Annotated in this window: 24 protein-coding genes; 14 read left to right on the top strand and 10 right to left on the bottom strand. The window is 68.7% G+C overall.

The genetic code is table 11. The annotated features are described in order from the left end of the window. Positions 1 to 25 precede the first annotated feature (25 nt). A complete protein-coding gene (locus ON33_RS30635) occupies positions 26 to 1,492 on the top strand; it encodes a CCA tRNA nucleotidyltransferase (RefSeq protein WP_040862555.1) in 1,467 nt (488 codons plus the stop codon). 22 nt (positions 1,493 to 1,514) lie between these two features. On the opposite strand, the gene ON33_RS30630 is transcribed toward ON33_RS30635, so the two are convergent. Continuing rightward, on the bottom strand, positions 1,515 to 2,342 hold the full coding sequence (locus ON33_RS30630; protein WP_040862666.1) for a hypothetical protein: 828 nt from the start codon (positions 2,340 to 2,342) through the stop codon (positions 1,515 to 1,517). Between the two features lie 140 nt (positions 2,343 to 2,482). Between ON33_RS30630 and ON33_RS30625 the strand changes: the two genes are divergently transcribed. From ON33_RS30625 to ON33_RS30605, 5 genes are all read left to right on the top strand, one after another. After that, positions 2,483 to 2,911 carry a TOBE domain-containing protein gene (locus ON33_RS30625; protein WP_040862554.1) on the top strand — a complete coding sequence of 143 codons (429 nt, stop codon included), beginning with the start codon at positions 2,483 to 2,485 and terminating at the stop codon, positions 2,909 to 2,911. Between the two features lie 35 nt (positions 2,912 to 2,946). Continuing rightward, a complete protein-coding gene (gene modA, locus ON33_RS30620; RefSeq protein ID WP_040862553.1) occupies positions 2,947 to 3,675 on the top strand; it encodes a molybdate ABC transporter substrate-binding protein in 729 nt (242 codons plus the stop codon). Beyond that, positions 3,672 to 4,445, top strand: a complete 774-nt coding sequence (locus tag ON33_RS30615) for an ABC transporter permease (protein WP_040862552.1) — start codon at positions 3,672 to 3,674, stop codon at positions 4,443 to 4,445. Before modA ends, ON33_RS30615 begins: the two co-directional genes overlap by 4 nt. Before the next feature lie 10 nt (positions 4,446 to 4,455). Next, the gene (locus ON33_RS30610) at positions 4,456 to 6,075 is read left to right on the top strand and encodes a DUF885 domain-containing protein (protein WP_040862665.1); all 1,620 of its coding nucleotides are present in this window, start codon (positions 4,456 to 4,458) and stop codon (positions 6,073 to 6,075) included. A 99-nt stretch (positions 6,076 to 6,174) separates the two neighbouring features. After that, positions 6,175 to 7,278, top strand: coding sequence for a sulfate/molybdate ABC transporter ATP-binding protein (locus tag ON33_RS30605; protein WP_040862551.1), 1,104 nt, complete (start codon positions 6,175 to 6,177; stop codon positions 7,276 to 7,278). Between the two features lie 16 nt (positions 7,279 to 7,294). On the opposite strand, the gene ON33_RS30600 is transcribed toward ON33_RS30605, so the two are convergent. Continuing rightward, on the bottom strand, positions 7,295 to 8,206 hold the full coding sequence (locus ON33_RS30600; protein ID WP_040862550.1) for an NAD-dependent epimerase/dehydratase family protein: 912 nt from the start codon (positions 8,204 to 8,206) through the stop codon (positions 7,295 to 7,297). Between the two features lie 130 nt (positions 8,207 to 8,336). Between ON33_RS30600 and ON33_RS30595 the strand changes: the two genes are divergently transcribed. From ON33_RS30595 to ON33_RS30585, 3 genes are read left to right on the top strand one after another with little or no spacing between them, the layout of a single operon-like run. Beyond that, positions 8,337 to 9,089, top strand: a complete 753-nt coding sequence (locus tag ON33_RS30595) for a LamB/YcsF family protein (protein WP_040862549.1) — start codon at positions 8,337 to 8,339, stop codon at positions 9,087 to 9,089. Between the two features lie 16 nt (positions 9,090 to 9,105). Continuing rightward, a complete protein-coding gene (locus ON33_RS30590) occupies positions 9,106 to 9,837 on the top strand; it encodes a 5-oxoprolinase subunit B family protein (RefSeq protein WP_051153098.1) in 732 nt (243 codons plus the stop codon). Next, entirely contained in the window at positions 9,834 to 10,697 is an 864-nt protein-coding gene (locus tag ON33_RS30585; RefSeq protein WP_040862548.1) for a 5-oxoprolinase subunit C family protein, read from the top strand. Before ON33_RS30590 ends, ON33_RS30585 begins: the two co-directional genes overlap by 4 nt. Positions 10,698 to 10,719: 22 nt before the next feature. Here the strand turns inward: ON33_RS30585 and ON33_RS30580 are convergent, their stop codons facing one another. From ON33_RS30580 to ON33_RS30570, 3 genes are all read right to left on the bottom strand, one after another. Then, positions 10,720 to 12,384, bottom strand: coding sequence for a glycoside hydrolase family 183 protein (locus ON33_RS30580; RefSeq protein WP_040862547.1), 1,665 nt, complete (start codon positions 12,382 to 12,384; stop codon positions 10,720 to 10,722). A gap of 110 nt (positions 12,385 to 12,494) precedes the next feature. Continuing rightward, positions 12,495 to 13,847, bottom strand: coding sequence for an MFS transporter (locus tag ON33_RS30575; protein ID WP_051153095.1), 1,353 nt, complete (start codon positions 13,845 to 13,847; stop codon positions 12,495 to 12,497). Then, complete coding sequence (locus ON33_RS30570; protein ID WP_040862546.1) at positions 13,844 to 14,314, bottom strand: NUDIX hydrolase; 471 nt, start codon at positions 14,312 to 14,314, stop codon at positions 13,844 to 13,846. The genes ON33_RS30575 and ON33_RS30570 overlap by 4 nt, the downstream gene beginning before the upstream one ends. A gap of 281 nt (positions 14,315 to 14,595) precedes the next feature. On the opposite strand from ON33_RS30570, the gene ON33_RS30565 reads away from it, so the two are divergent. Further along, complete coding sequence (locus tag ON33_RS30565; RefSeq protein ID WP_040862545.1) at positions 14,596 to 15,369, top strand: pirin family protein; 774 nt, start codon at positions 14,596 to 14,598, stop codon at positions 15,367 to 15,369. A gap of 9 nt (positions 15,370 to 15,378) precedes the next feature. After that, a complete protein-coding gene (locus tag ON33_RS30560; protein ID WP_040862544.1) occupies positions 15,379 to 15,873 on the top strand; it encodes a DUF4190 domain-containing protein in 495 nt (164 codons plus the stop codon). Here the strand turns inward: ON33_RS30560 and ON33_RS30555 are convergent. Continuing rightward, entirely contained in the window at positions 15,863 to 16,336 is a 474-nt protein-coding gene (locus ON33_RS30555) for a hypothetical protein (protein ID WP_040862543.1), read from the bottom strand. The two genes, ON33_RS30560 and ON33_RS30555, sit on opposite strands and share 11 nt — an antisense overlap. A gap of 90 nt (positions 16,337 to 16,426) precedes the next feature. Here ON33_RS30555 and ON33_RS30550 point away from each other — a divergent pair, with 90 nt between their 5' ends. The 3 genes from ON33_RS30550 to ON33_RS30540 all read left to right on the top strand — a co-directional run bounded on the left by ON33_RS30550 (position 16,427) and on the right by ON33_RS30540 (position 19,862). Continuing rightward, entirely contained in the window at positions 16,427 to 17,278 is an 852-nt protein-coding gene (locus ON33_RS30550) for a Scr1 family TA system antitoxin-like transcriptional regulator (RefSeq protein ID WP_040862542.1), read from the top strand. A 7-nt stretch (positions 17,279 to 17,285) separates the two neighbouring features. Beyond that, complete coding sequence (locus ON33_RS30545) at positions 17,286 to 17,690, top strand: DUF397 domain-containing protein (protein ID WP_306307530.1); 405 nt, start codon at positions 17,286 to 17,288, stop codon at positions 17,688 to 17,690. Positions 17,691 to 17,879: 189 nt separating this feature from the next. Next, positions 17,880 to 19,862 (top strand): M13 family metallopeptidase, encoded by a 1,983-nt coding sequence (locus ON33_RS30540; RefSeq protein ID WP_085996861.1) that lies wholly within the window; start codon positions 17,880 to 17,882, stop codon positions 19,860 to 19,862. 46 nt (positions 19,863 to 19,908) lie between these two features. Here the strand turns inward: ON33_RS30540 and ON33_RS30535 are convergent, their stop codons facing one another. From ON33_RS30535 to ON33_RS30520, 4 genes are all read right to left on the bottom strand, one after another. Next, on the bottom strand, positions 19,909 to 20,988 hold the full coding sequence (locus ON33_RS30535; RefSeq protein ID WP_040862541.1) for an ABC transporter ATP-binding protein: 1,080 nt from the start codon (positions 20,986 to 20,988) through the stop codon (positions 19,909 to 19,911). 26 nt (positions 20,989 to 21,014) lie between these two features. After that, on the bottom strand, positions 21,015 to 22,370 hold the full coding sequence (locus ON33_RS30530; RefSeq protein WP_373281073.1) for an ABC transporter substrate-binding protein: 1,356 nt from the start codon (positions 22,368 to 22,370) through the stop codon (positions 21,015 to 21,017). A 19-nt stretch (positions 22,371 to 22,389) separates the two neighbouring features. Next, positions 22,390 to 23,181 carry a carbohydrate ABC transporter permease gene (locus ON33_RS30525; protein WP_083869416.1) on the bottom strand — a complete coding sequence of 264 codons (792 nt, stop codon included), beginning with the start codon at positions 23,179 to 23,181 and terminating at the stop codon, positions 22,390 to 22,392. A gap of 68 nt (positions 23,182 to 23,249) precedes the next feature. Then, positions 23,250 to 24,179 carry a carbohydrate ABC transporter permease gene (locus ON33_RS30520; RefSeq protein WP_040862540.1) on the bottom strand — a complete coding sequence of 310 codons (930 nt, stop codon included), beginning with the start codon at positions 24,177 to 24,179 and terminating at the stop codon, positions 23,250 to 23,252. Positions 24,180 to 24,348 lie beyond the last annotated feature (169 nt).

The raw sequence follows: 24,348 nt of genomic DNA, 5'->3' as shown, positions 1-24,348 counted from the left end.
CCCCGAGCGACTAAGCTGCGTTTTCGTGGTTTCGCCGAAGTCCGAGGAAGCAGCCGTTGAGGATCGTCGTACGCGCTTGCTGGCGGCGGCGGCGATAACCCTGGGCCGGCTCTCGGACGTGCTGACCCCGCTGGGCGAGCTGTTCGCCGCGCACGGTCATCAGCTGTATCTGGTCGGCGGCAGTGTCCGCGACGCGGTGCTCGGCCGGCTGGGCACCGATCTGGATTTCACCACCGACGCGCGTCCGGAGGTGGTGCAGGAGCTCATGCGTGGCTGGGCCGACAATCTGTGGGACACCGGCGGCCTGGCCTTCGGCACGGTCAGCGCGGCCAAGGCCGGGCAGCAGCTGGAGATCACGACCTTCCGCAGCGATTCCTACGATCGGGTGTCGCGCAATCCGGAGGTCACCTTCGGGGACACCCTCGAGGGTGATTTGGTCCGTCGCGATTTCACGGTGAACGCCATGGCGGTGCGAATCGGCGCGCTGGGTGAGCTGGAGTTCGTGGATCCGCTGAACGGTGTGGAGGCGCTGCTGTCCGGGGTGCTGGATACGCCTGCGCTGCCGCACGATTCGTTCCAGGACGACCCGCTGCGAATGCTGCGCGCCGCGCGTTTCGTCTCGCAGCTGGGTTTTCAGCTCGCCCCGCGGGTGCGGGAGGCGATCGTCGAGATGGTTCCGGAGATCGATCGCATCACCGCGGAGCGGGTGCGCACCGAGCTGGACAAGCTGATCGGCGGCGAATATCCGACCGAGGGCATCGACATCATGGTCGAGACCGGTCTGGCCGAGCGGGTGCTGCCGGAGGTGCCGGCGATGCAGCTGGAGATCGACGAGCATCACCAGCACAAGGACGTCTATCAGCATTCGCTGACCGTGCTGCGCCAGGCCATCGATCAGGAGCAGGGCGATCCGGATCTGGTGCTGCGCTGGGCGGCGCTGCTGCACGACATCGGCAAGCCGCCGACCAAGCGCAATGAGCCCGGCGGCGGCGTCAGCTTCCACCATCACGAGGTGGTGGGCGCGAAGATGGTGCGAAAGCGCATGCGCGCCTTGAAGTATCCGAAGCAGTTCACCGAGGATGTGGCGCGGCTGGTGTACCTGCACCTGCGCTTCCACGGCTACGGCAAGGGCCAGTGGACCGATTCGGCGGTGCGCCGCTATGTGACCGACGGCGGTGAGCTGCTCCCCCGCCTGCACAAGCTGGTCCGGGCCGACTGCACAACCCGCAACAAGCGCCGGGCCGCGACGCTGCGCTCGACCTACGACGATCTGGAGACCCGGATCGAGCGCCTGCGCGAGCAGGAGGATCTGGAGCGGGTGCGTCCGGACCTGGACGGCAATTCGATCATGGAGCTGCTGGATCTGAAGCCGGGCCCGGATGTCGGCAAGGCGTGGCGCTTCCTCAAGGAGCTGCGCCTGGATCGCGGTCCGATGTCGCGCGAGGAGGCCGAGGCGGCCCTGCTCGAGTGGTGGCCGACTCGGAAATCCTGAGCGCCCGGCGAGTTCGGGTGCGCTAGAAGACGATCAGCGTCGTCCCCGCGACGATGGCCGAGCGGATCTGGGCGAGATCGAACGAGCCGGTGGTCGCGGGCAGGTCGACGCTGAAGAACACGTGCTCCCCCACGTGCTCGGCCCGGCGGATGCGCGCCTCGCTGGGCAGGCCCGACAGCGGGATCGGGTTCAGTGCGGTGAATCGCCTGGGCGCGCGCACTTTCCGCCAGTGGGCTCGGTGCACGGTGATGGCCAGGACGTTGTCGGTGATCTCGGCGGTGGCCAGCGCCCGGATCGGGCGTCGCCGGTGCCGGGCCAGGATGAGCCCGTCCGCGGCGGGTTCCAGTTGCCAGTCGGGCTGCCAGGTATTGATCCATTCCAGCAGTGCCGCAAGGGTTATCACGCCGCTGAGGTCGAGCTGTGAGGTCCGCAGTTTGGTGGGGACGCCGGGGATCAGCCGGACGCCGTGTGCGATGACCGTGAGTTCCTCGATGGGGCGGTTGTTCCAGAGCAGCCCGGTGAGCACGGTTTTGGTCTGGAAGTGGGCGCCGCGCCGGCGCACCTTGAGCGTGTGGAGGGTAGCGCGCAGGTCGTGGCCGAGCAGGGTGGCGCTGACCTCCCGCCCGCCGAACTGGCTGAGGATGCCCTCGGACAGCAGTGTCATGAGGACGTCGGGCATGAGCGCGGTGACTGTCCCGGCACCGAAGTCGGCGGCTGGTTCGAGCCAGGCGGTGGTGAATCCGGTCCACTGATCCAGCCAGCTCTGGTCGAACAAGCGTCTTCCGAGGTCCATGCCCAGGTCCACCGCGCGCAGAGGTGACCAGGCCTTCGGATCGAAATACGTGGCCATGATTGCTTCGAGCGTACTGGCCGCCGGTGACCGCGCCACCGTCACGAAAGTGAACAGGAACACCTCTCGGGGTCTTGTGCTCCGCATCTACGGTTCAATTCAATTGTTATTTCCGTATCTGCGGATCTATTCTGCTTGTCATGCCCGACATTCGGATTCGTGACGCCGCCCAGCTGCTGGGCGTCAGCGACGACACGGTGCGCCGCTGGATCGACGGCGGTGCGCTGTCCGCACGCAAGGACGAATCCGGTCGCCTGGTGGTGGAGGGCAGCGAGCTGGCGGAACTGGCCGTCGAGCAGGCACGCACTCCGCAGACCCGGATGGCTGGTGCCAGTTCGGCACGCAATCGTTTTCCCGGTCTGGTCACCAGGGTGGTGGCCGATACCGTGATGGCACAGGTGGAGATGCAATGCGGACCGTTCACAGTCGTGTCGTTGATGAGCAGCGAATCGGTGCGGGAGCTGGGCCTGCAGCCCGGCAGCGTGGCGTGGGCGAGCGTGAAGGCCACCACGGTGGTGGTGGAGACCGCCGCGGCCCCAACGTTCAAAGAAACCGGTGGCACAGCCTAGGTTTCCGTTCCGGTGCGGCGCTTGCCGCGACCGCGGTGCTGGGCGCGGGTCTGCTGTCGGGTTGCGGTTCGGACTCGGACGCCCGGGACGCCAGGACGATCACGGTCTTCGCCGCCGCCTCGCTGAAGCAGGTGTTCACCGAGCTGGGTACTCAGTTCGAGAATCGGAACCGGGGCACGAAGGTGACCTTCTCCTTCGCCGGTTCCTCGGATCTGGCGGCGCAGTTGAACCAGGGCGCGCCCGCCGACGTCTTCGCCTCCGCCGATCAGGCGAACATGGACAGGGCGGTGAAGGGCGGCCGGATCACCGACCAGCCGCAGACCTTCGCCACGAATGTCCTCACCATAGTGACGCCGCCGGGCAACCCGGCGCACGTCGCTTCGCTGGCGGATCTGTCCAAGTCGGGTCTGCGGCTGGTGGTGTGCGCACCGCAGGTGCCGTGTGGTTCGGCCGCCAAGAAGGTGACCTCCGGTGCGGGCGTGTCGATTTCGCCGGTGAGTGAGGAGTCCTCGGTGACCGATGTGCTGTCCAAGGTCACCTCGGGCCAGGCCGATGCGGGCCTGGTCTATGTCACGGATGCCGCGGGCGCGGGCAGCAAGGTGACGACGGTGAGCTTCCCGGAGTCCACGACCGCGGTGAACACCTATCCCATTGCCACGGTGGCGGATTCGAAGAATGCCCAGGCCGCCAAGGACTTCGTCACGCTGGTCACCGGTCCGGATGGCCGGAAGGCGCTGCAGCAGGCCGGTTTCGGGCAGCCGTGAGAAAGCCCCCGGTCTGGCTGCTGCTGCCGGCGGCCATCGGCTTCGTGCTGGTGGCCGGTCCGCTGGTGGCGCTGACCGGGGCGGTGGACTGGTCGCATTTCCTGAGCCTGATCACCTCGGAGTCGTCGCGGGTGGCGCTGCTGCTGAGCCTGCGCACCTCGCTGGCGGCCGCGGTGCTGTGCGTGCTGCTGGGGGTGCCGATGGCCGCGGTGCTGGCCCGTTCGGGCTGGCGGGTGCTGCCGGTGCTGCGGGCGCTGGTGTTGCTGCCCTTGGTCCTACCGCCGGTGGTGGGTGGTCTGGCGCTGCTGTACCTGTTCGGGCGGAACGGCCTGGTGGGCCACGAGCTGGAGTCGCTGGGCGTTCGGATCGCCTTCAGTACGACCGCGGTCGTACTGGCACAGACCTTCGTGGCGCTGCCGTTCCTGGTGATCACGCTGGAGGGTGCGATGCGGACGGCGGGTGACCGGTACGAGCGCGTCGCCGCCACCCTGGGCGCGCGGCCGTCGGCGGTGTGGTGGCGGGTAACGCTGCCGCTGCTGCGCCCGGCGCTGGTGTCGGGCACGATTCTGGCGTTCGCCCGTGCGCTGGGCGAGTTCGGCGCGACGCTGACCTTCGCGGGCAGCCTGCAGGGCCGGACCCGCACCCTGCCGCTGGAGATCTATCTGCAGCGCGAGTCCGATCCGGATGCCGCGGTGGCGCTTTCGCTGCTGCTGGTGCTGGTCGCGGCGGTGATCGTGCTGGTCGCGTATCGCCGGCCGGAGGCGCGCTAGCGTGGCTGCCATGTCGCCGATTTTCGCTTCCCGTGCCGAGCGCATCGTCGAGGCGCTGCTGACCGCCGACCCGCAGCTGGCCGCCTCGGTCGGCGATCATCGCGCCGACCATCGGCTCCCCGACTGGTCGGCGGAGGCGGTGCGCGGGGACGCCGAGCTGCTGCGCGAGGCCTCGCACACCCTGGCCGAGGTCGACGCGGACGACCTGGCCCCGGAGGACGGCGTCGATCTCGCGCTGCTGCAGCAGCAGGTCGACCAGCTGCTGTTCGCGCTCACCGAACTGCGTGAGCACGAGTGGAATCCGCTGGTGCACAATCCCGGACCGTTGCTGCACCACCTGCTGGCGCGCCCGTTCGCGCCGGCCGAGGTGCGGCTGGAGGCGCTGCGCTCCCGGTTGACGGCACTGCCAGACGCGCTGGCCACCGCTCGCGCGCTGCTCGGCGACATGCCGCGCGTCCACGTCGAGACCGCCATCGGGCAGTTCGGCGGAGTGGCCGCCATGGTGCGCGGCCAGGTGCCGGCGCTGGCCGCCGAGGTGCCCGGCTTCGAAATCGAACCCGCTGCCGCCGCGGCGATCTCGGCGCTGACCGAGTTCACCACGTGGCTCACCGGCCGGGTGGACGGCGCCGACCGGGATCCGCGGCTGGGCCGCAGGGTGTGGGAGGCCAAGCTCTGGCACACCCTGGACACCGAGCTGAGTTCACGCGAGATCCTGGACCGCGCGCATCGGCACCTGGACCAGCTGACGGCGGAAATCCATTCCGCGGCAGGCGAAATGCTCGGTGTCGCGAATCCGGACACGGAGACCGTCCGCCGGGCGCTGGCGCAGTTGTCGGCGGACCGACCCGCCGATGACACGGTGGTCGCGGTGGCGGCGGACGCGCTGGCCGAGGCCACCGCCTTCGTCCGCGCGCACGACCTGGTCACCCTGGTGGACGATCCGCTGGTCATCCAGGAGATGCCGGCGTTCGCGCGCGGGGTGGCGGTGGCGTACTGCGATCCGGTCGGCCCGCTCGAAACCGCCGAGCTGCCCACCTTTTTCGCCATCGCGCCGACCCCGGCGGACTGGTCGCCCGAGCGCGTGACCTCGTTCTACCGCGAATACAACAACCACATGATGCGCAATCTGACCGTGCACGAGGCCATGCCCGGTCACTACCTGCAGCTCGCCCGGGCCCGCCGCTTTCGCGGTTCCACCCCTGTCCGCGCGCTGTGCTGGAGCGGCACCTTCATCGAGGGCTGGGCGGTCTACACCGAGAAGCTCATGGCCGACACCGGTTTCGGCGGCCTGCCGGTGCGGCTGCAGCAGCTGAAGTCCCACCTGCGCATGACCGTCAACGCCATCCTCGACCAGTCGGTGCACTGCGAGGGCATGACCGAATCCGAGGCCATGCGCCTGATGCTGGACCGCGGCTTCCAGGAGGAGGGCGAGGCCGCCGGCAAGTGGCGCCGTACCCTCCTCAGCTCCACCCAGCTCTCCACCTATTTCGTCGGTTACACCGAGGTCGCCGCCATCGCCGCCGCTCGCCCGGCCACCACTCCCCCGCGCGCCTGGCACGACGCCATGCTCGCCCACGGCTCCCCTGCTCCGCGCCATCTGCGCACCCTGCTCGGGATCGACGGGAGCTGAGTCGATGACCTGCCCGATACCGTGCGCCCGCCATCGTGACGGCTGTCGCCCCTGCGCGTCGGTCGCTGCCGTGCGGACACCTCGTCAGGGGGCACCGGGATGAATGGACTGGCGGTGTCGGCATGCCTGGCCGCCCGGGATTTCCAGGTGGAGCTGGATGTTCCGGCCGGTGAGGTGCTGGCGGTGCTCGGTCCCAACGGCGCGGGGAAGTCGACATTGCTGGATGTGGTTGCCGGACTGGCGGTTCCGGACCGAGGGGAGGTCCGGCTCGGCAGCCGGGTGCTGACCGATGTCGCGAAAGGCGTTGCGGTCCCGCCGCATCAGCGGTCCGTCTCTTTGCTGGCGCAGGACGCCCTGCTGTTTCCACATCTGTCGGTCGAGGCGAATGTGGCGTTCGGGCCGCGCAGCCGGGGCCTGCGAGGTCGTGCGGCGCGGGCGCTGGCTCGGGAATGGTTGCGGGCGGTCGACGCGGAGGAATTCGCTGACCGGTCACCAGGTTCGCTGTCCGGTGGTCAGGCGCAGCGCGTGGCCCTGGCGCGCGCGTTGGCCGTGCACCCCCAGGTGCTGCTGCTCGACGAGCCGATGGCTGCGCTCGATGTGACGGTGGCTCCCGCCATGCGGTCGCTGCTCCGGAGAGTCCTGCGGGAATCCGCGTCCGATGCTCGTCCGCGCGCGACGATTCTGGTGACCCACGACATCATCGACGCGGTGACCCTGGCCGATCGGGTCGCGGTGCTCGAGTCCGGCCGGGTCATCGAATCCGGTTCGGTGGCTACGGTATTGGCGCGGCCGCGCAGCCGGTTCGCCGCCCGGATCGCCGGCGTCAACCTGATCATGGGTGCCGCCGTGAGCGGCGGCAGCGCCGGTCTGGGCGCGGTGACGGACGGGACGGCCGAGGTGTTCGGCAGGTCCGAGGGCGAGTGGACCGCCGGTGGACGGGCGGCGGCGGTGTTCTCGCCGGTGGCGGTGGCGGTGCACCGGGAGCATCCGGAGGGCAGTCCCCGCAATGTGTTCCGGGTGCGGGTGTCGGAGCTGGAGGATCGCGGCGGGATCGTGCGGGTGCGTGCTGTGGACGGTCCGGGGGCGGCCGCGGGCCTGGCGGCGGATCTGACTCCGGCCGCGGTGGCCCAGCTGGGCGTGGCCCCCGGGATCGAGGTGTACTTCGCGGTGAAGGCGACCGAGGTGGAGGTCTACCCATATTGACGTGTGGCCGCCGGGTTCAGGCGGCGGCCAGGGCGCGCAGGCCGCCGGCGCAGCTCGGGTACCGCGGCTTCCAGCCGAGTTCGGCCTTGGCCTCGGTATTCGCGACCCGCATGCCGGCCCGCGTCATCTCGTACAGGTACGACATGGGACGCAGCAGTGCGCCGGGCACGGTGAACGGCGTGGGGGTGCCGAAGGTTTCGGCCACCAGCCGCACGTGCGCCCCGAAGCCGAGCGGGGTGTCGTCGACGATGTTGTAGGCGCGGCCCGGGGTCCCACCCTCGACGGCGGCCGCCATGGCCGCCCCCGCGTCGGCGAGGTTGATCCAGGGCAGCACCCGCCCGTGGTCGTGCACCGCGGGCAGCTGCCGCTTGCGCAGCATCTCGACGATCGCTTCGGTGCCACCCTGCCCGTAGAAGAGGCCGTAACGCAGTGAGATCCCTTCGATGCCGGGGGTGTTCAGCATGAGTTCCTCTTTCACGCGCATGCCTTCCAGGTGCCGCACGGCCGACCCCCTTCCGCCGCGCCCGAATTCGTCGGTCTCGGTGAGGACCCGGTCGCCGAAGTCGCGGTAGCCGTAGCCGAAGACCATCGATTCGGCGATCATGCGCCGCGCGCCGAGCTGCTGTGCGGCCTCCACCAGGTGGGCGGTGCCGGTGACGCGCAGGTCGTCGGTGGCGAACATGTCCCGGTGCCGCATGGGCGCCTTGCGCAGCGCCGTGGCCGCGTGCACGACCGTGTCGACGGTCAGGCCGTCCACCGCGCGCAGCAGCTGGTCACGGTCCATGAGGTCGGCGACGACGTCGTTGCCGGCGCCCCGTCCGAGGGCCAGCACGGTGTAGCCGCGCTGCCGCAGGGCGCGGGTGATGTGGCCGCCGAGGACGCCGCTCGCACCGGCGAGGAGAATGTTCTTGGTGTCGTTCATGTCCATGGGACAAGGAATGCCCGCCGGAAGTGACAGCGCACAGTTGTGATCCATGACACAGTTTCTGACGTGACATTCTTGTCGCCGGATGCGGGTGCGCCCACAATCGGATCACGACAACAGCTGGAGGACGCATATGACGCTGGATCTGAACAGCGACCTCGGCGAGGGTTTCGGCGACTACACCCTGGGCGACGACGCCGCCATGCTGGACGTGGTCACCAGTGCCAATATCGCCTGCGGCTTCCACGCCGGGGATCCGGCCACCATGCGCCGCACCTGTGCGCTGGCCGTCGAGAAGGGCGTCCGGATCGGCGCGCACATCGGTCATCGTGACCTGCCCGGCTTCGGTCGCCGCGTCATCTCCATCACGCCGGCCGACCTGCGCGACGAGACGTTGCATCAGATCGGTGGTCTGGACGCCTTCGCCCGCGCCGCCGGGGATCGGGTGCGCTACGTGAAACCCCATGGCGCGCTGTATCACCAGGCCGCCGCCGACCGCGCGCTCGCGGACGCGATCGTCGCCGCTATGCGGGAGTTCGACGCGCGGCTGGCGCTGCTGGGCCCGGCCGCCACCGAACTGGAGCAGGCGGCGATGGCCGCCGGAACCCCGTTCTTCGGTGAGGGTTTCGCCGATCGCGCCTACACGCTGGAGGGCCTGCTCGCGCCGCGCGGTCTGCCCGGTGCGGTGCTGGGCGCGGATGCCGCGGTGGTGCAGGCGCTGTCGATCGCGCGGGAGGGGAAGGCCGCCAGTATGGACGGCGGCACGGTGGCGGTGTCGGCGGTCAGTATCTGCGTACACGGCGACACGCCGGCAGCGGTCGAGATGGCGCGCCGGATTCGTGCCGCGCTCGACGAATCCGGCGCCTCCGTCCGGCCTTTCGCCTGAACCGGGGTGAACGGCAATGACCGATTTCGGGGAGTTCGACGGTGCCGGCGCGGTGCGCGCGGCGGGTGACCGTGCGCTGCTGGTGATTCCGCCGCTGCCCGCCATGGTGGCCGATCTGGTGTCCGCTCTATGGCCGCGCCCGGCGGGAGTGGTCGATGTCCTGCCCGCCGCCGAAACCGTACTGGTAATCCTGGATTCGTCACGGTCGGCGGGTTCCGTGCGAAAACATCTGCGGGCCTTGCTGGTTCGGCTGGATACTACGGCTTCTGTCAGTGCGGGAGACGGTCTTCCGCGCGGTCGGCGGCCGGATCGAACCGACCGTCTGGTCGAGGAGGCGGGCGGCGACAGCTCCCCGAACGATCCGGTCGTGATCCCGGTCCGCTACGACGGCACGGACCTGCCCGAGGTCGCGCGCCTGCTCGGCCTGACCGTCTCCGAGGTCATCGCCCGGCACACCGGCGCCGTATGGCGTTGTGCCTTCGTGGGTTTCGCGCCCGGCTTCGGCTATCTCGAATCGCCGGACGCTCGCCTGAGCGTGCCGCGACGCACTCGGTCCCGCACCGTCATCCCCGCGGGCGCGGTGGCGCTGGCGGGCGGGTACTCGGCCGTCTACCCCCGCCGCAGTCCGGGTGGCTGGCAGCTGATCGGCACCACGGACCTATCGATGTGGGACGTGGATCGGGAACCGCCCGCCCTGGTGCGCGCGGGTACCCCGGTCCGATTCGTGGATGAGGGGACAGGCTCGTGAGCGGACTGCATGTCGTCAAGGTCGGCCCGCTGGCCACCATTCAGGATCTGGGCCGCCCGGGCTGGTTCGACTCCGGGGTGGGCGCCGCGGGCGCGGCGGACCGGGCCTCGCTGCGGCTGGCCAATCGCCTGGTCGGGAATCCGGAGGGCATGGCGGGCATCGAGGTACTGCTGGGCGGTCTGGAACTGCTCGCCGATCAGCACGTCACGGTGGCGGTGACCGGCGCACCGGCCCCGATCACCGTCGACGACCGGCCCATGGGCCCGGCCAGCGTGCTGGAGATCGAGGAGGGACGACGGCTGCGGCTCGGCTTCGCCGGCACCGGCCTGCGCACCTATGTGGCGGTGCGCGGCGGTATCGAGGTCGCGCCCGTGCTGGGCTCCCGCAGCCGTGACACCCTCTCCGGCATCGGCCCGGAGCCGCTGCACCCCGGTGACCGGCTCCCGGTCGGCAAACCGCCGCGCGCTCTGCCCATCGTGGATGTCGCGCCGGTGCCCGCGCTGGGCAACGACCTGCTCACGGTGCGCGCCGTGCCCGGTCCGCGGGCCGACTGGTTCACCGATGCCACCGCGCTCTTCGCGGGCGAGTGGACGGTCTCCTCGGACACCGACCGGATCGGCGCGCGCCTGAACCGGCGCCACGGTCCCGCCCTGTGCCGCAGTGTGCCGAGTGAATTGCCCACGGAGGGCATGGCTCTGGGCTCGGTGCAGGTGCCGCCGAGCGGCCAGCCGGTGGTCTTCCTGGCGGACCACCCGATCACCGGGGGCTATCCGGTGATCGCGGTGGTCGTGGACGCCGATGTGGACTGTGTGGCGCAGGCGCGCCCGGGCCAGGCGCTCCGCTTCCGCAGGCTCGACTGACGCGGATTCCGTTGCGCGGCGCCTACTTCAGCCTCGCGTGCATGAGGTACACGTTGTAGCTGTTCCACGCCGACATGGTGAAGTACAGGTCCTTCCCGCTCGACCACGGATGGATGTATCCGCCGTAGGCGGTCGGATACTCGTCGGTGTCGACCAGCGTGACCGGATCGGTCCAGGCGCCCTGTGGTTCGGCGGCGGTGCGCAGCACGATGGCGTGGCGGTCCAGATCCAGGTAGACCATCTGCCACTGCCCGGTCGACCGGTCGTAGCGCACCGACAACTCGCCGGCGGTCCCGGAGACGATCGGCGTGGCCAGCAATTCGTCCGGTCCGAGCGCGGGCACCCAGGTATTGCTGATCCAGTACTGGTAGGCCGACTTGTTGAGCACCTGTCCGGCGGGCACCCGGGCCAGTCCGATGGTGCCGAACCGGCCGTTGGGCGTGCCGAACATGTAGACGTACCCGTCGTGCGGCACCATGCCCACGACCTGGAACCGGCCCAGCCCGAAGACGTTGTCCCAGCGCGCCCATTCCGATTTGGTCCAGGTCGAGCCGTTGTCGTCGGACCAGGCCAGCCCGCCCAGATTGGTCCACCACATGCCCGGCTTGTGGCGACTCCAGCGCGCGATCGACATGTAGGTCAGGTACTGCCGCTTGTTCAGCGCGAAGCCGGAGGTCGGAATGGTGGTGATCTCGAAGTTGTCGACCTTGCGGCTGTTCAGGATCTCGGCGGCGTGGCAGCGGCTGTCCTGGGCGAAGGTGTCGAGCCGCAGGCCGTGGGTGAGATCGCGATTGCTGCTGAACGCCAGCGAATTGCTGCGCCAGTCCTGGTCCCCGGTGCCCGCGCCGATCGGACCCCAGCCCTTGCCGAAGGTGTCACCGAAGGCGACGGCGATCTGCCCGGGCTTGGACTCCCACATGATGCCCAGGTCGGTGCCGTCCACCGACCAGCGCATATCGGTGCGATTGGTGGAGCCGTGCCCGGTCACCTGGTTCGCCAGCGATAGTGAGCCGAGTTCCGGCGGGGCCACCGGGGCGGCGACCGGCGCGGGGGCCAGGGGCTGCACGGCGGGCGCGGGCTGGGGCTGCGGTTCCGGGGGCTCGCCGCCGGGCATCGGGATCGGGACGGTCTCGGGAATCCGGTCGATCTGGAGGTGCGGCAGCGGTATCCCGCCGGACCCGCCGCCGGCCTGCGGCGCGGGCGCGGGCGGCGGCGCCGGTTCCGGGGTGGGCGTGGCGTCCTCGGTGCCCGGATCGCCCGAGGTGTCGGCCGAGTCGCCCGGCGGGTCGGCCGGGTCACTGTCGGGCGCAAGGTTTTCCGGCTTGGGACTCTGGTCGTTGCGCAGGTCCGGGCATGGATTGACGCACGGGTCCGCGGGCAGCGGGGCGGGATCGATGCGCGTGTTGTCCTGTCCGGGGCCCGGAATGGGGACCGGCGTGAACTGCGGGACCGGGATCTGGATGTGAATGGTGTTGTCGGGCGGCGGCGGTTGTGGCAGCGGCACATCCGGGTCCGGCTCCCGGGCCAGCGGGTCGAATCCCGTTTCACCGCAGGCGTTCAACGGCGGCGGCGCCCAGGGGGCGAGCGGACCGGCGGCGGCGGGCGCGGAGGGAAGCAGCAGGACACCGGCCATTGCCAGGCTCGAGAGCACAAGGGCCGCAGGTGCTTCGGAGCGCCGCGCAGTCATCCGTGATGCGTCTCCTCGTCCGTGATCGGATCCACCTCACCGTAGCCGTCCGGGCGGCATCCGCCGAGTTCTCCCGTCGTGTCGCCGGAGGGGCGTGACCGAGCCGATACCTACCCCGGCTGCGTACCGACCCGTCGGCGTGAATTGGCCGCAATGGCCACGACGCCGCCCGCGTACACCGCCGCCGCGGCCGTCACCACGGCCGGGGAGCGGCCGTCCGCCGGAATCAGCATCGCGGTGCCCGTCAGCGCCAGCACGAAGGTGATGTTGAAGATGGTGTCCTGCAGGGCGAAGACCTGCCCGCGGTGCGCGTCGTCGATATCGATCTGCATGGCCGCGTCACCGGTCAGCTTGATGACCTGACCCGCCAGCCCGAGCAGGAAGGCCGCCGCCAGCAACAGCAGCTCCGCCCGTCGCTCGGCCGCCCCGGTGGCGACGGTGATCGGCGTGACCAGGCCCAGCTGCACCACGATCGCCGTCACCAGACCGGTCACCACCGTCCGCGGGCGGCCCAGCCGGGGAATCAGCACCGGCGCGACCACGGCCGCCGTCAGCATGCCCGCCCCGGTCGCGGTGATGGCCGCGCTGAACTTCGCGAGGTGTGTGCCCACCGCGGTCTCGTCGCCGCGGCGCAGCACCAGCACCATCAGCAGGGTGTCCGCGCCGAAGACGATGCGGTGCGCGCCGATGCCCAGGAAGGTCGTGGTCACCTCCCGGGACCGCCACGCCGCGGTCGCGCCCTCGCGGAGTCCCGAGGCGATGGCCCGCACCGTGCTCCACCCGCCCGGCGCCGCGGCGTCGTCGCCGCGGTCGGGCCCCAGCGCGCGAGGCCGGAATCCGGCCACCACCAGCCCGCCGGCGATGGACCCCGAGGCGCTCACCACCGTGGCCACCGCCGAGGCGAAGTCGCCCGCCCCGATCAGCCCGATCAGCGAGAAGCCCAGGCCCGCGCCCACGATCGCGCAGCCCGAGGCCACCGTCGCCAGCACCGAGTTCATCGGCACCAGCCAGCGCTGCGCCAGCACCTTGGGCAGGGACGCGGACACGCCCGCGCCGACGAACCGGCTCACCCCGACCACCGACAGCGCGCCCAGCAGCAGCGGGGTGGCGCGCACCCCGGCCAGCAGTCCGGCCGCGGTTACCACGATGAGCAGCGCCCGCAGCACGTTCGCGTAGAGCAGTACCCGGCGCCGATCCCACCGGTCCAGCAGCGCGCCCGCGTACGGGCCGATGATGGAATACGGCAGCAGCAGCGCCGCGAAGCCGCCGGCGATGGCCAGCGGATCGGTCTGGCGTTCGGGATTGAACAGGATCGCTCCCGACAGGGCGGCCTGGAACATGCCGTCGCCGAACTGCCCGGACAGCCGGACCAGGGTGAGCCGCAGCGTGCCGGGGTTCTCGCGCAGTCCGGCCGCGGCGGCGGCCAGCCGGTCGCGCAGGCTGCCCCGCGATGGCGCGGTCACCGGGCCGGGTGCGTGGTCACCAGCGCGAAGACGGCCGCGCGCATATCGTCGGCCATGGGCAGGTTGTCGACGGTGTCGGAGTCGATCCACTGGAAACGATCGTGTTCGAGCGGGTCCAGCCGGATCTCACCGGCCTCGGCCTCGACCACGAAGCTGTATTTGCGCACCCGGGACTTGGTGCGGGTGGCGTAATCGAATCCGCCCAGCACATCGGTGATCTGCACGACCTGCAATCCGGTCTCCTCGAACAGTTCGCGGGCCACGCAGTCGGCGAAGGATTCCCCGGATTCCACTCCGCCGCCGGGCAGTTCCCACATCCCCCCGTGCGAGCCCTCGGCGACACGCCGTACGACCAGCAGTTTTCCGCCCTGGAAGACAGCCACGCCCACCACGAAATGCGCGATCCCCTCGCTCTCAGCCTGTTGTCGGAGCTCGCGTTCGATGCCCGCGAGTACCTCGGGTCGCATCCCCCTGCTCTCCCTCCCGTTTCGCTTGCGGCACATCATGATACGGTCGCCGACCGAAACCCGCTGGCGGGCGTGGCGGCGGGCGGGCGGGTGGCGGCGCCGCCCACGGACAATCGCCGGGCATTTGCCCGCGCCGATTGCCGAGAGCGTAGTACCTGGTCGGCGGCGTGCGGGGCAGCGCTGCGCTCGCGCTAGAATTTAACCCGGAATTCAGGTTGGGCCATCGTATCGGCCCCTACCCTGGAACCCGATCGGTGCTCGCCGGTGAGAGGAGTACGGCGGTGTCCACCCTCACGACACCACACATCGATATCCATCGTGGCGGCGACCGCATGAAAACCCGTGTGTCGTGGCTGGATTCGAAGCATTCGTTCTCGTTCGGGGAACACTACGATCCCGACAACACCCATCACGGCCTGCTGCTGGTCAACAATGAGGACATCGTCCTGCCCGGCGAGGGTTTCGAGACCCATCCGCACCGGGACATGGAAATCGTCACCTGGGTGCTGAGCGGCAGCCTGGTGCACCAGGATTCGCTGGGGCACAACGGCGTCATCTATCCCGGCCTGGCCCAGCGCATGAGCGCGGGCACCGGCATCCTGCATTCGGAGAAGAACGATTCCTGGCGGATCAGCAATACGCCCGAGCATCAGGAGCCGGTGCATTTCGTCCAGATGTGGGTGGTGCCCGACGATTCCGGGCTGACCCCCGGCTATCAGCAGCTGGAGATCGACGACGAGCTGGCCGGCGGCGGCCTGATCACGGTGGCCTCGGGCCTGCCTCGCTACCGGGATCGCGCCGCCATCGCCATCGCCAGCAGCCACTCCGCCCTGCATGTGGCACAGCTGCCGGGCGAGGGCGCCGAGATCCGCCTGCCCGAAGCCCCCTACCTGCATGTCTTCCTCGCGCGCGGCGAGGTGGAGCTGGAGGGGGCCGGCACCCTGTACGAGGGGGACGCGGTGCGGATGGCGCGCAGCGGCGGCCAGCGTGTCCTCGCGAACATGCCGTCCGAGATTCTGGTATGGGAAATGCATGCCCGGCTCGGCGGGCAATAGCATCGACTCATGAGCCAGTACCCGCCGCCGGGCCAGTACGGTCAGTACCCGCCGCCTCCGTCCGGTAACTATCCGCCGCCCGGCGGACCGCAGTACTGGCAGGAGTCGCCGCAGCCCAAGGGCATGGCGATCACCGCGCTGGTCTTCGGCGTGCTGGGCCTGCTCACGTTCTGGACGGTGCTGCTCACCATCATCGGCGTGCTGTGCGGCGCGCTCGCGATCATCCTCGGCGTGATCGCCGCGCTGCGCGCGCGGCGCGGCACCGGCGGTGGTTTCGGTATGGCGCTGGCGGGCGGCATCATGGGCGTCATCAGCCTGATCGGCGGCATCCTCGTCGGCGTGCTGGTGTGGGTCGTCTTCAAGGACACCGGCGGCACCGACCTGATCGACTGCTTGAACAAGGCGGGCAACGACCCGGCCAAGGTGCAGCAGTGCCGGGACGAATTCAGCAAGCGCGTCGAGGACAAGTTCAGCGTCACGCTGACGCCCGCGCCTACCCGCTGACCGGGTGGCACTCGCGGGTGGCGGCCAGCACCTCCGCCAGGTCGGGGCGAAAGTCCGCTTCCGGCGGGTGAATCCACGTGCGGTAGGCGGTGTGCTCATCCGAGGGTGACGGCAGCACGATGGTGCTGCCCGGCTGCGCCACGGACGCGCAATCGCGGAAAAGGTCTGAGAACAAAGTGGTGTCGTCATACGAGTCGTCGGTGGGGCCGGTCAGAAAGGTCCAGCGGCCCGAGCGCGGGTGAGCGATGACGGGCCCGCAGCGCCGCCGCGCGATCAGGTGGTCGCGGACCCGGTGGCCCAGGTCGGCGGGCATGGTCACGGCCCCGACGGCCCCGACCTCCAACATGATTCGGCCCAGTGCCGAGTCCACCACGCCGTAGAGACCGTGCTCCTTGCGGTAGCGCCGGCACCGGGCCAGCGCTTCCTGGGTGGCGGTATACGAGGACGGGTCCAGCGCGCTCATGGCGAACCTCCTGCTACCGACCTTAGGGCCGGGCAATCACTATGACAATAGTCACACGCCAGCGAGTTCTGCGGCGTAGCATCACTGCTCATGGCACCCGTGTCACCCACTGTCGCCCGGTGGGAGCTGGTCCTGCGCCTGCGCGAACTGCGCGAGCAGTGCGGCTTCGATTCGGCGACCTTCGCCAAGCGCGTGGGCTTCACGCCGGCCAACTGGTCGCATGTGGAGAAGGGCCGCCGCGTCCTCACGGCAACCACCATCGGCCCGGTGCTGGAGCTGCTCGAGGTGGAGGGCGAGGAGCGCGCGGAACTGCTGGACCTGCTGGCGCTCAGCAAGGAGCGGGGCTGGTGGGCCAGGTCCTCGGCGCTGATCGGGCCTGAGCTGCAACGGTATTACGGCATGGAGCTGGGCGCGGAGAGCATTCGCAGTTACGACAGCCTGGTGGTGCCCGGCCTGTTGCAGACCGAGGAATACGCGCGCGCGCTCATCAGCGCCGACGTCATGATCCGTCCCGTCCAGGTGGAACAGCTGGTGGCGGTGCGGCTCAAGCGGCAGGAGCGATTACGTGGCGATGACCGGGTGGAACTCACCGCGGTGATCGGCGAGGCTACGCTGCTGCAACAGATCGGCGGCCCGAAGGTATTACGCGGGCAACTGGAACATCTGGCAACACTGCTGGACGAGCTGGATTCCCTTTCGGTGCGGGTGATTCCGTTCACCGCGACCCGGGGCGCACTGCTGGGCGGATCGAGTTTTCATCTGCTGGATTTCGCCTCCGAAAATCTTCCGACCTTCACCTGGGTGGAGAGCGCGGTTTTCGGTGGGGCGGTGGAGGATTCGGAGCAGATTCGCGATCTGCGGTTCGCATTTGTGCGTGCGCTCGACCAATCTCTCAGTCGCGCAGAATCTTTGGAGCTCATCAACCGCTATTCGCAAGGGTAGGAGACGCATGCGTAACGGTAAAATGCTGCCCATGCCAAACACCGCGAAGTATCGGCCCGAATCCCGCGGCTGGTTCACGTCGTCTCGTACGAATAACGGAAATCAGTGCGTGGAGGTTCGATTCGACGGTGATGCGGTGCTCATCCGCGACAGCAAGTACCGGCGTAATCCGGAACATCGCCTCGAAGACGAGCCCATCATCACCGTCGCCGCGACCGAATGGATGACATTCCTGGCCGCGGTGCTGGGCCGCCCCGCCCTCCGCACCGCGCTCAGCGCCGAGACCGGTACGGACGGCCACACCACACTCCGGCACGGGGAGACCACCCTCGTCTACACCCCCGGTGAATGGCGCGCCTTCGTCGACGGGGCCCGGGACGGAGAGTTCGACCGTCGGCCACAAAGCGTCTAGCCACCGAACAGTGCAGTGCTGAGGCTCGGCCGTCGAGGTCGAGCCCCGGTGGTTCGCGGCGCGTCTCGTTCTGGACCGCGGCTTGATCGACCTCTGCCCTGGAACGGGGAAGCGAAGCGGAGGAGGGAAGAACGAGACTTTCAGCGCCGCGAACCCGCCCGGAGCGAAGCGGAGGGCAAAATAGACACCGTGACTTCGCAGCTGACGCCTCCCTCCGGTATCGACCTGTCCTTCCGTGACGCGGACGTTCGGGTGCAGGACGACCTGTTCGCGCACGTCAACGGCAAATGGCTGGAGAGTTATCAGATACCGGCCGACCGAGCGGTGGACGGTGCCTTCCGCACGCTCTACGACCAGGCCGAACTGGATGTCCAGAAGATCATCCAGGACGCCTCGGCGGCCGACGCCGCGCCCGGCTCCGAAGAGCGCAAGATCGGCGATCTCTACAACAGCTTCATGGCCGCCGACGCCATCGAGGCCGCCGGTCTGACCCCGATCGCCGAGGAACTGGCGGCCGTGGCGGCGGTCTCCGACCGTTCGGACTTCGCCGCGCTGATCGGCAGCCTGCAGCGCACCGGCGTGGGCGGCGCGCTGGCCTTCTACGTCGACACCGACGACAAGAACTCCGCCCGCTACCTGGTGCATGCCACCCAGTCCGGCATCGGCCTGCCCGACGAGTCGTACTACCACAAGGACGAGTACGCGGAGATCCGCGAGAAGTACGTCGCCCACATCCGCCGCATGTTCGAGCTGTCTGGTCTGGACTACGACGCGCAGCGGGTCTTCGAGCTGGAGGCGAAGCTGGCCGCCGGCCACTGGGACGTGGTCCGGCGTCGGGACGCCGAATTGAGCTACAACCTCACCACTTTCGAGGCGCTGGCCGCCGAGAACCCGGAATTCGACTGGACTGCCTGGACTTCCGCGCTGGCCGCCGGCCTGGACCGCCCGGGTGCGGAGCTGTTCGCGGAACTGGTGGTGCGCCAACCCGATTACGTGCGCACTTTCGCTCAGCTGTGGGCCTCGGAGTCGCTCGGGGACTGGCAGGCCTGGGCGGCCTGGCGGGTGGTGAAGGCGCGCGCGCCCTATCTGACCTCGGATCTGGTCGAGGCCAATTTCGACTTCTACGGCCGCACCCTGACCGGCGCGCAGGAGAACCGGGAGCGCTGGAAGCGCGGCGTCTCCCTGGTGCAGGACCTGCTCGGTGAGGCGGTCGGCAAGCTGTATGTGGCCCAGCACTTCCCGCCGGAGGCCAAGGCCCGCATGGTCGAGCTGGTGGCGAACCTGCAGGAGGCCTACCGCCGCAATATCTCCCAGCTGGAGTGGATGGGCCCCGACACCCGGCAGGCCGCGCTGGCCAAGCTGGAGAAGTTCACCCCCAAGATCGGCTACCCCGACGAGTGGCGCGATTACACCGCCGTCACCGTGGATCCCGCCGACGTGGTGGGCAACTACCGCAGCGGCTACGCGGCCGAGCACGATCGTGACCTGAACAAGCTGGGCGGCCCGGTGGACCGCGGCGAATGGTTCATGACCCCGCAGACGGTGAACGCCTACTACAACCCGGGCATGAACGAGATCGTCTTCCCGGCGGCCATTCTGCGGCCCCCGTTCTTCGACATGAACGCCGACGATGCCGCCAACTACGGTGGGATCGGTGCGGTCATCGGGCACGAGATCGGCCACGGCTTCGACGATCAGGGCTCGAAGTACGACGGCGACGGCAATATGGTCGACTGGTGGACCGAGTCGGACCGCACCGAATTCGGTAAGCGGACAAAGGCTCTGATCGCGCAGTACAACCAGTTCTCCCCGAAGGACCTGTCGGAGGACCACAAGGTCAACGGTGAGTTCACCATCGGTGAGAACATCGGCGATCTGGGCGGGCTCTCGATCGCCCTGGAGGCGTACCGGATCGCCACCGAGGGCCAGGACTCCCCCGTTCTCGACGAGCTCACCGGCCTGCAGCGGGTGTTCTTCGGCTGGGCGCAGGTGTGGCGCACCAAGGCGCGCACCGAGGAGGCCATTCGCCGGCTCGCCGTGGACCCGCACTCGCCGCCGGAGTTCCGGTGCAATGGCGTGGTCCGCAACCTGGACAGCTTCCACGAGGCGTTCGATGTCAACCCGGGGGATGCGCTGTACCTGGATCCCGCTGAGCGCGTGAAGATCTGGTGACTCCAAACCGGGCCCTCGCCGTGGCGGCGGGGCCCGGATCGGCCGACTAACGCAGGCGCTCTTCGGTATTCGCGTCGAAGAAGAAGAGCTCATCCTGCTTGGGTGTCAGGTGTAGCCGGTCGCCGAGCGCGACCTGGAAGCGGCGATCCACTCGCGCCACCACCCGGCCGGAGCGGCTGGACCAGTCGTCGGCCACGCCGTGCGAGTAGACGAAGGATTCCGAGCCCAGCTCTTCGAGCAGTTCCACCTCGACCGCGAGCGCATTGCCCGGGTCGGTGGTGACCTCCCAGGATTCGGGGCGGATGCCGACGACGACGGACGCGCCGTCGACGGTGTGCGGCAGCGGAATTCGCAGGTCATTGAGGACGGCCGCGCCCTCTCGCACCGGCGCGGTCAGCAGGTTCATGCCGGGCGAGCCGATGAACCCGGCCACGAAGGTATTGACCGGATCGTCGTAAAGCTTACGGGGAGCGGCGATCTGCTGCAGCTTCCCGTCCTTCATCACCGCGACCCGGTGTCCCATGGTCATGGCCTCGACCTGATCGTGGGTGACGTACACGGTGGTGGTGCCCAGCCGCTGCTGCAGGGCCGCGATCTGCGATCGGGTCGAAACCCGCAGCTTGGCATCGAGATTCGAGAGCGGCTCGTCCATGCAGAATACCTGCGGCCGCCGCACGATGGCCCGGCCCATGGCCACGCGCTGGCGCTGGCCGCCGGACAGCCGCGCGGGCTTGCGGTCGAGCAGGTCCTCCAGCTCCAGCATGGCGGCCGCCTCCTTGACGCGAACCAGGGTGTCGGCCTTGCTCATGCCCGCGTTGCGCAGCGCGAAACCCATGTTCTCGGCCACGGTCATATTCGGGTAGAGCGCGTAGCTCTGGAACACCATGGCCACGTCGCGCGAGCGCGGCGGCAGGCCGGTCACATCGAGTCCGCCGATGCGAATGTGCCCGGCGGTCACCGCTTCGAGACCCGCCAGCATGCGCAGACTGGTGGACTTGCCGCAGCCCGAAGGCCCGACCAGCACCAGGAATTCGCCGTCGGCGATGTCCAGGTTCAGGTCTTCGACCGCGGGGCCGGGCGCACCCGGATAGGTGAGGGACACTCCCTCGAACTGCACAGTCGCCATGCCGGCGCGTCTCCTCGCTTCGGTTCCTACTTGGGCAGCTTCGGCGTGATCTGCCGGTCGATGATCGTCTGCAGCTGGTTGGTGATGTCACCGAAAGCCGCTGCGGTGTCGCGGTTCTGCAGGCCGATCTGTTCGAGGCCCGTGCCGATGATCTGGTCGCCGCCGGGCACGAACACGCGCGCGTTGTTCTGCGGCTTGGTCAGCGGCAGCTGGTCGATGGCGGTCTTGAAGTTCGGGTTCTTGGCCAGGAAGTCCGCCATGCTCGGGTCCTGCTGCGCCGACTTGCGCACCGGGATGTAGCCGGTGGCCTGCGAGAAGTACGAGGTGTTGGCCGCGTTGGTGATGAAATCGATGAACTCGAGCGCGTTCTCCTTGCGGGCGTCGCTGATCCGCGACGGAATCGCCAGGCCCGCACCGCCGGTGGTGCAGCCCGCCAGCCCGTTCGGGTGCGGCAGGAAGCCGGTGCCGAACTGGGTCTTGCCCGCGGCATTGGTGTTGATGCTCTTCAGATCACCGGTGGATCCGATCGCCGAGGCGATGATGCCGTTGCCGAAGTCCACGGCATAGGTGGGCCGGATGCTGGCGTACTTCTTGGTATTGATGGAGTCGCGCAGGTAGTTTCCGGCCTTGATGGTGGCCGGGTCGTTGAACTTCAGCTTCCACTCGTCGGAGTACGCGCCGCCGAAGGTCCAGCACGGACCCTGGAAGGTCCAGGCCAGGTAGTTCTTGGCGTCACCCCAGCCGTGCGCCCACTTGCCGTCGCCCAGCACGCTCTGGATCTTCGGGCCCCACTCGTCGAACTCGTCCCAGCTGTTCGGGGTGCGGTCGGGCAGTCCGGCCTTGGCCCAGACGTCCTTGTTGTAGTAGAAGATCTGCGTGGATCGCGAGTACGGCAGCGCCCAGGTCTTGCCGTTGAACTTGTAGTCGCCGACGAAGGTGTCGACATAGTCGGACACGTTCACCCCGGCCGCGGAGAAGTGGCTGTCCAGCGGCTCGATGGTGCCGTTGAGCGCGTAGTTGAACCACCACACGTCGGACAGGATGACCACGTCGGGCAGTTCACCGCCGGAGAGCGCGGCGTTGAACTTGGTCGCGACCTCCTCGTAGTTCTTGCCCGCGTCGACCAGGTTGACCTTCAGGTCCGGGCGCTTGGCCTGGAACCGGTTGATCAGCTCGGTCTCCTGGTCCTTGGAGGTGCCGGGGTGGTTGGACCAGAAGGTGATGGTCTTCGAGTCACCACCCTGGGTGCCGCCGCCACCGGAACCGGCGCAGGCGGTCAGCGCCGCGGCGCCGGCGGCCGCACCCGCGAGGCCGAGGAATCCGCGTCGCGACAGCGCACCACGGCGTGCCGTGAAACCAACGGGGTTACGTGAATCCGACACTGGAATCTCCTTCTGGGACTTAGCCCTTGACCGCACCGGAGGTGAGGCCCTTGATCATCTGACGCTGGAGCACCAGAAAGACGATGAGGATGGGGAGCATGGTCAGGATGACCCCGGCCATGACCGGTCCCCAGTTGGTGACACTGGGGTTCTCGGTGTTCTGCAGGAGCGTGAGACCGACCGGCAGCGTGGCCACGCGTGCGTCGTCGGCCATGAGGAACGGCCAGAGGTATTCGTTCCATTCGTTGACCAGCGTGACCACCGCGAACGCCACCATGGTCGGTCCCGACATGGGCAGAACGACGCGGGTCAGCAGCCGCCACCAGCCCGCGCCGTCCATCCGCGCGGCCTCGATGACCTCGCTCGGCAGCGACAGGAAGTGATTGCGCATGAGGAAGGTGCCGAAGGCGACGCCGCAGAGCGGAACGATGATGCCCTGGAAGGTGTTTCGCCAGCCCAGCTGGGCGATGAGCGCGTAGTTGGAGATGATGGTGATCTGGTTGGGCACCATGAGCGCCGCGATGATCACCAGGAACACGATGTTCTTGCCGGGGAAGCGCAGGAACACCAGACCGTAGGCGCTGAGCACGCCCAGGACGAACTTCACCGCCGACACGATGGCGGTGACGATGATCGAGTTCCGCAGGAACTGCCAGAACGGCAGCGTGGTGGTGGCGTCGTGGTAGTTCGACACCAGCCACTGCTGCGGCCAGTAGGTGACCGGCTGGGTGTAGACCTCGGTGTGCGCCATGAACGACCGCGTGAGGATGTAGTACAGCGGGACGCCGACGATGACCAGCACGCACAGCATGGCGGCGTAGCCGAAGACCTTGGCCCAGAATTCCTGATTCCTGAAAGCGCTCAGCGCGCCGATCCGGTTCACTTCTCGTCCCCTCGGTCCATCATGCGCACCTGCACCACGGTCACGATCAGCAGCACCAGGAACATGATGGTGGCGACGGCCGCCCCGTATCCGGCGCGCTGGTTGACCCAGGACTCGCGATAGACCTGATAGATCATGGTGGTGGTGCCGGTGCCGATCGGCCCGCCCCGGGTCATCACGTTGATCAGGTCGAAGACCTGAAGCGAGTTGAGCAGCACCGTGATCGACAGGAAGTAGGTGGTGGGCCGCAGCTGCGGCAGCAACACCCGGGTGAAGGTGGTCCAGCGGCTCGCGCCGTCGATCTCGGCGGCCTCCATGAGATCGGCGCGAACCCCTTGCAGCGCCGCCAGATAGATGACGAAGCTGTAGCCCAGGTTCTTCCAGATGTAGGTCACCGTGATCATGAACAGCGCCCAGTGCGGGTTCTGCGCGAAGTCGGGCGACTGAATCCCGATCCGGTGCAACAGATCCGGAACGAGTCCGAAGCCCGGGTCGAAGATGAACTGGAAGCCCACGCCGATGGCGGCCCCGGAGATGACGTAGGGTGCGAAGATCGCGGACCGGACCACATTGCGCCCGAACAGTTTGCGGTCCAGCAGCAGGGCGAGCGCCAGGCCCAGCACCATGCTGCCGAGGACGGCGGCGACGGTGAAGATCACCGTATTGCCGACGATCTGCCAGGAGTCGTCGCGCCGGAACCACTCGGTGTAGTTGTCGAAGCCGACCCAGTTCAGTCCGGTCGCGGAGATGTTCCAGTCCGTGAAGGACAGGCGGATGTTGTCGATCAGCGGCCGATAAACGAACAGCCCCAGCAGAATCAGGTTCGGCGCGACCAGTACCGCGAAGAGCGCGTAGTCCTGCCAGGGTCTGCTTCGCCACCCGCGCCCGGGGGGTGTCGGGAGTACTCGTTCGGGCCAAGATCGCACTCGCGCAGCCTTGCGGGCAGGGGCAAATGTCTGGTTAATTCCGGACGGTAACTCGCTGAACTGTCGGCCGACACCCGCCACCGACTGTTCACCGGTCTCACCCCCGAGTGGCGCGGACATGGGCCGAATCGTACGGCTTGACCAGCCTCTCCGCGCCCTTTGCGCACGA

It is taken from the genome of Nocardia niigatensis NBRC 100131 (genome assembly GCF_000308655.1).
Lineage (GTDB): Bacteria > Actinomycetota > Actinomycetes > Mycobacteriales > Mycobacteriaceae > Nocardia > Nocardia niigatensis.
This window is presented reverse-complemented; position numbering and strand designations above follow the sequence as displayed.

Bases quoted from the DNA above. Each gene is read 5' to 3' on its own strand.
- ON33_RS30605 (WP_040862551.1), top strand. From the start codon at position 6,175: ATGAATGGACTGGCGGTGTCGGCATGCCTGGCCGCCCGGGATTTCCAG.
- ON33_RS30535 (WP_040862541.1), bottom strand. From the start codon at position 20,988: ATGGCGACTGTGCAGTTCGAGGGAGTGTCCCTCACCTATCCGGGTGCG.
- ON33_RS30610 (WP_040862665.1), top strand. From the start codon at position 4,456: ATGTCGCCGATTTTCGCTTCCCGTGCCGAGCGCATCGTCGAGGCGCTG.
- ON33_RS30595 (WP_040862549.1), top strand. From the start codon at position 8,337: ATGACGCTGGATCTGAACAGCGACCTCGGCGAGGGTTTCGGCGACTAC.
- ON33_RS30545 (WP_306307530.1), top strand. From the start codon at position 17,286: ATGCGTAACGGTAAAATGCTGCCCATGCCAAACACCGCGAAGTATCGG.
- ON33_RS30555 (WP_040862543.1), bottom strand. From the start codon at position 16,336: ATGAGCGCGCTGGACCCGTCCTCGTATACCGCCACCCAGGAAGCGCTG.
- ON33_RS30570 (WP_040862546.1), bottom strand. From the start codon at position 14,314: ATGCGACCCGAGGTACTCGCGGGCATCGAACGCGAGCTCCGACAACAG.
- ON33_RS30560 (WP_040862544.1), top strand. From the start codon at position 15,379: ATGAGCCAGTACCCGCCGCCGGGCCAGTACGGTCAGTACCCGCCGCCT.
- ON33_RS30600 (WP_040862550.1), bottom strand. From the start codon at position 8,206: ATGGACATGAACGACACCAAGAACATTCTCCTCGCCGGTGCGAGCGGC.
- ON33_RS30625 (WP_040862554.1), top strand. From the start codon at position 2,483: ATGCCCGACATTCGGATTCGTGACGCCGCCCAGCTGCTGGGCGTCAGC.
- ON33_RS30550 (WP_040862542.1), top strand. From the start codon at position 16,427: ATGGCACCCGTGTCACCCACTGTCGCCCGGTGGGAGCTGGTCCTGCGC.
- ON33_RS30580 (WP_040862547.1), bottom strand. From the start codon at position 12,384: ATGACTGCGCGGCGCTCCGAAGCACCTGCGGCCCTTGTGCTCTCGAGC.
- ON33_RS30590 (WP_051153098.1), top strand. From the start codon at position 9,106: ATGACCGATTTCGGGGAGTTCGACGGTGCCGGCGCGGTGCGCGCGGCG.
- ON33_RS30525 (WP_083869416.1), bottom strand. From the start codon at position 23,181: ATGCTGTGCGTGCTGGTCATCGTCGGCGTCCCGCTGTACTACATCCTC.
- ON33_RS30630 (WP_040862666.1), bottom strand. From the start codon at position 2,342: ATGGCCACGTATTTCGATCCGAAGGCCTGGTCACCTCTGCGCGCGGTG.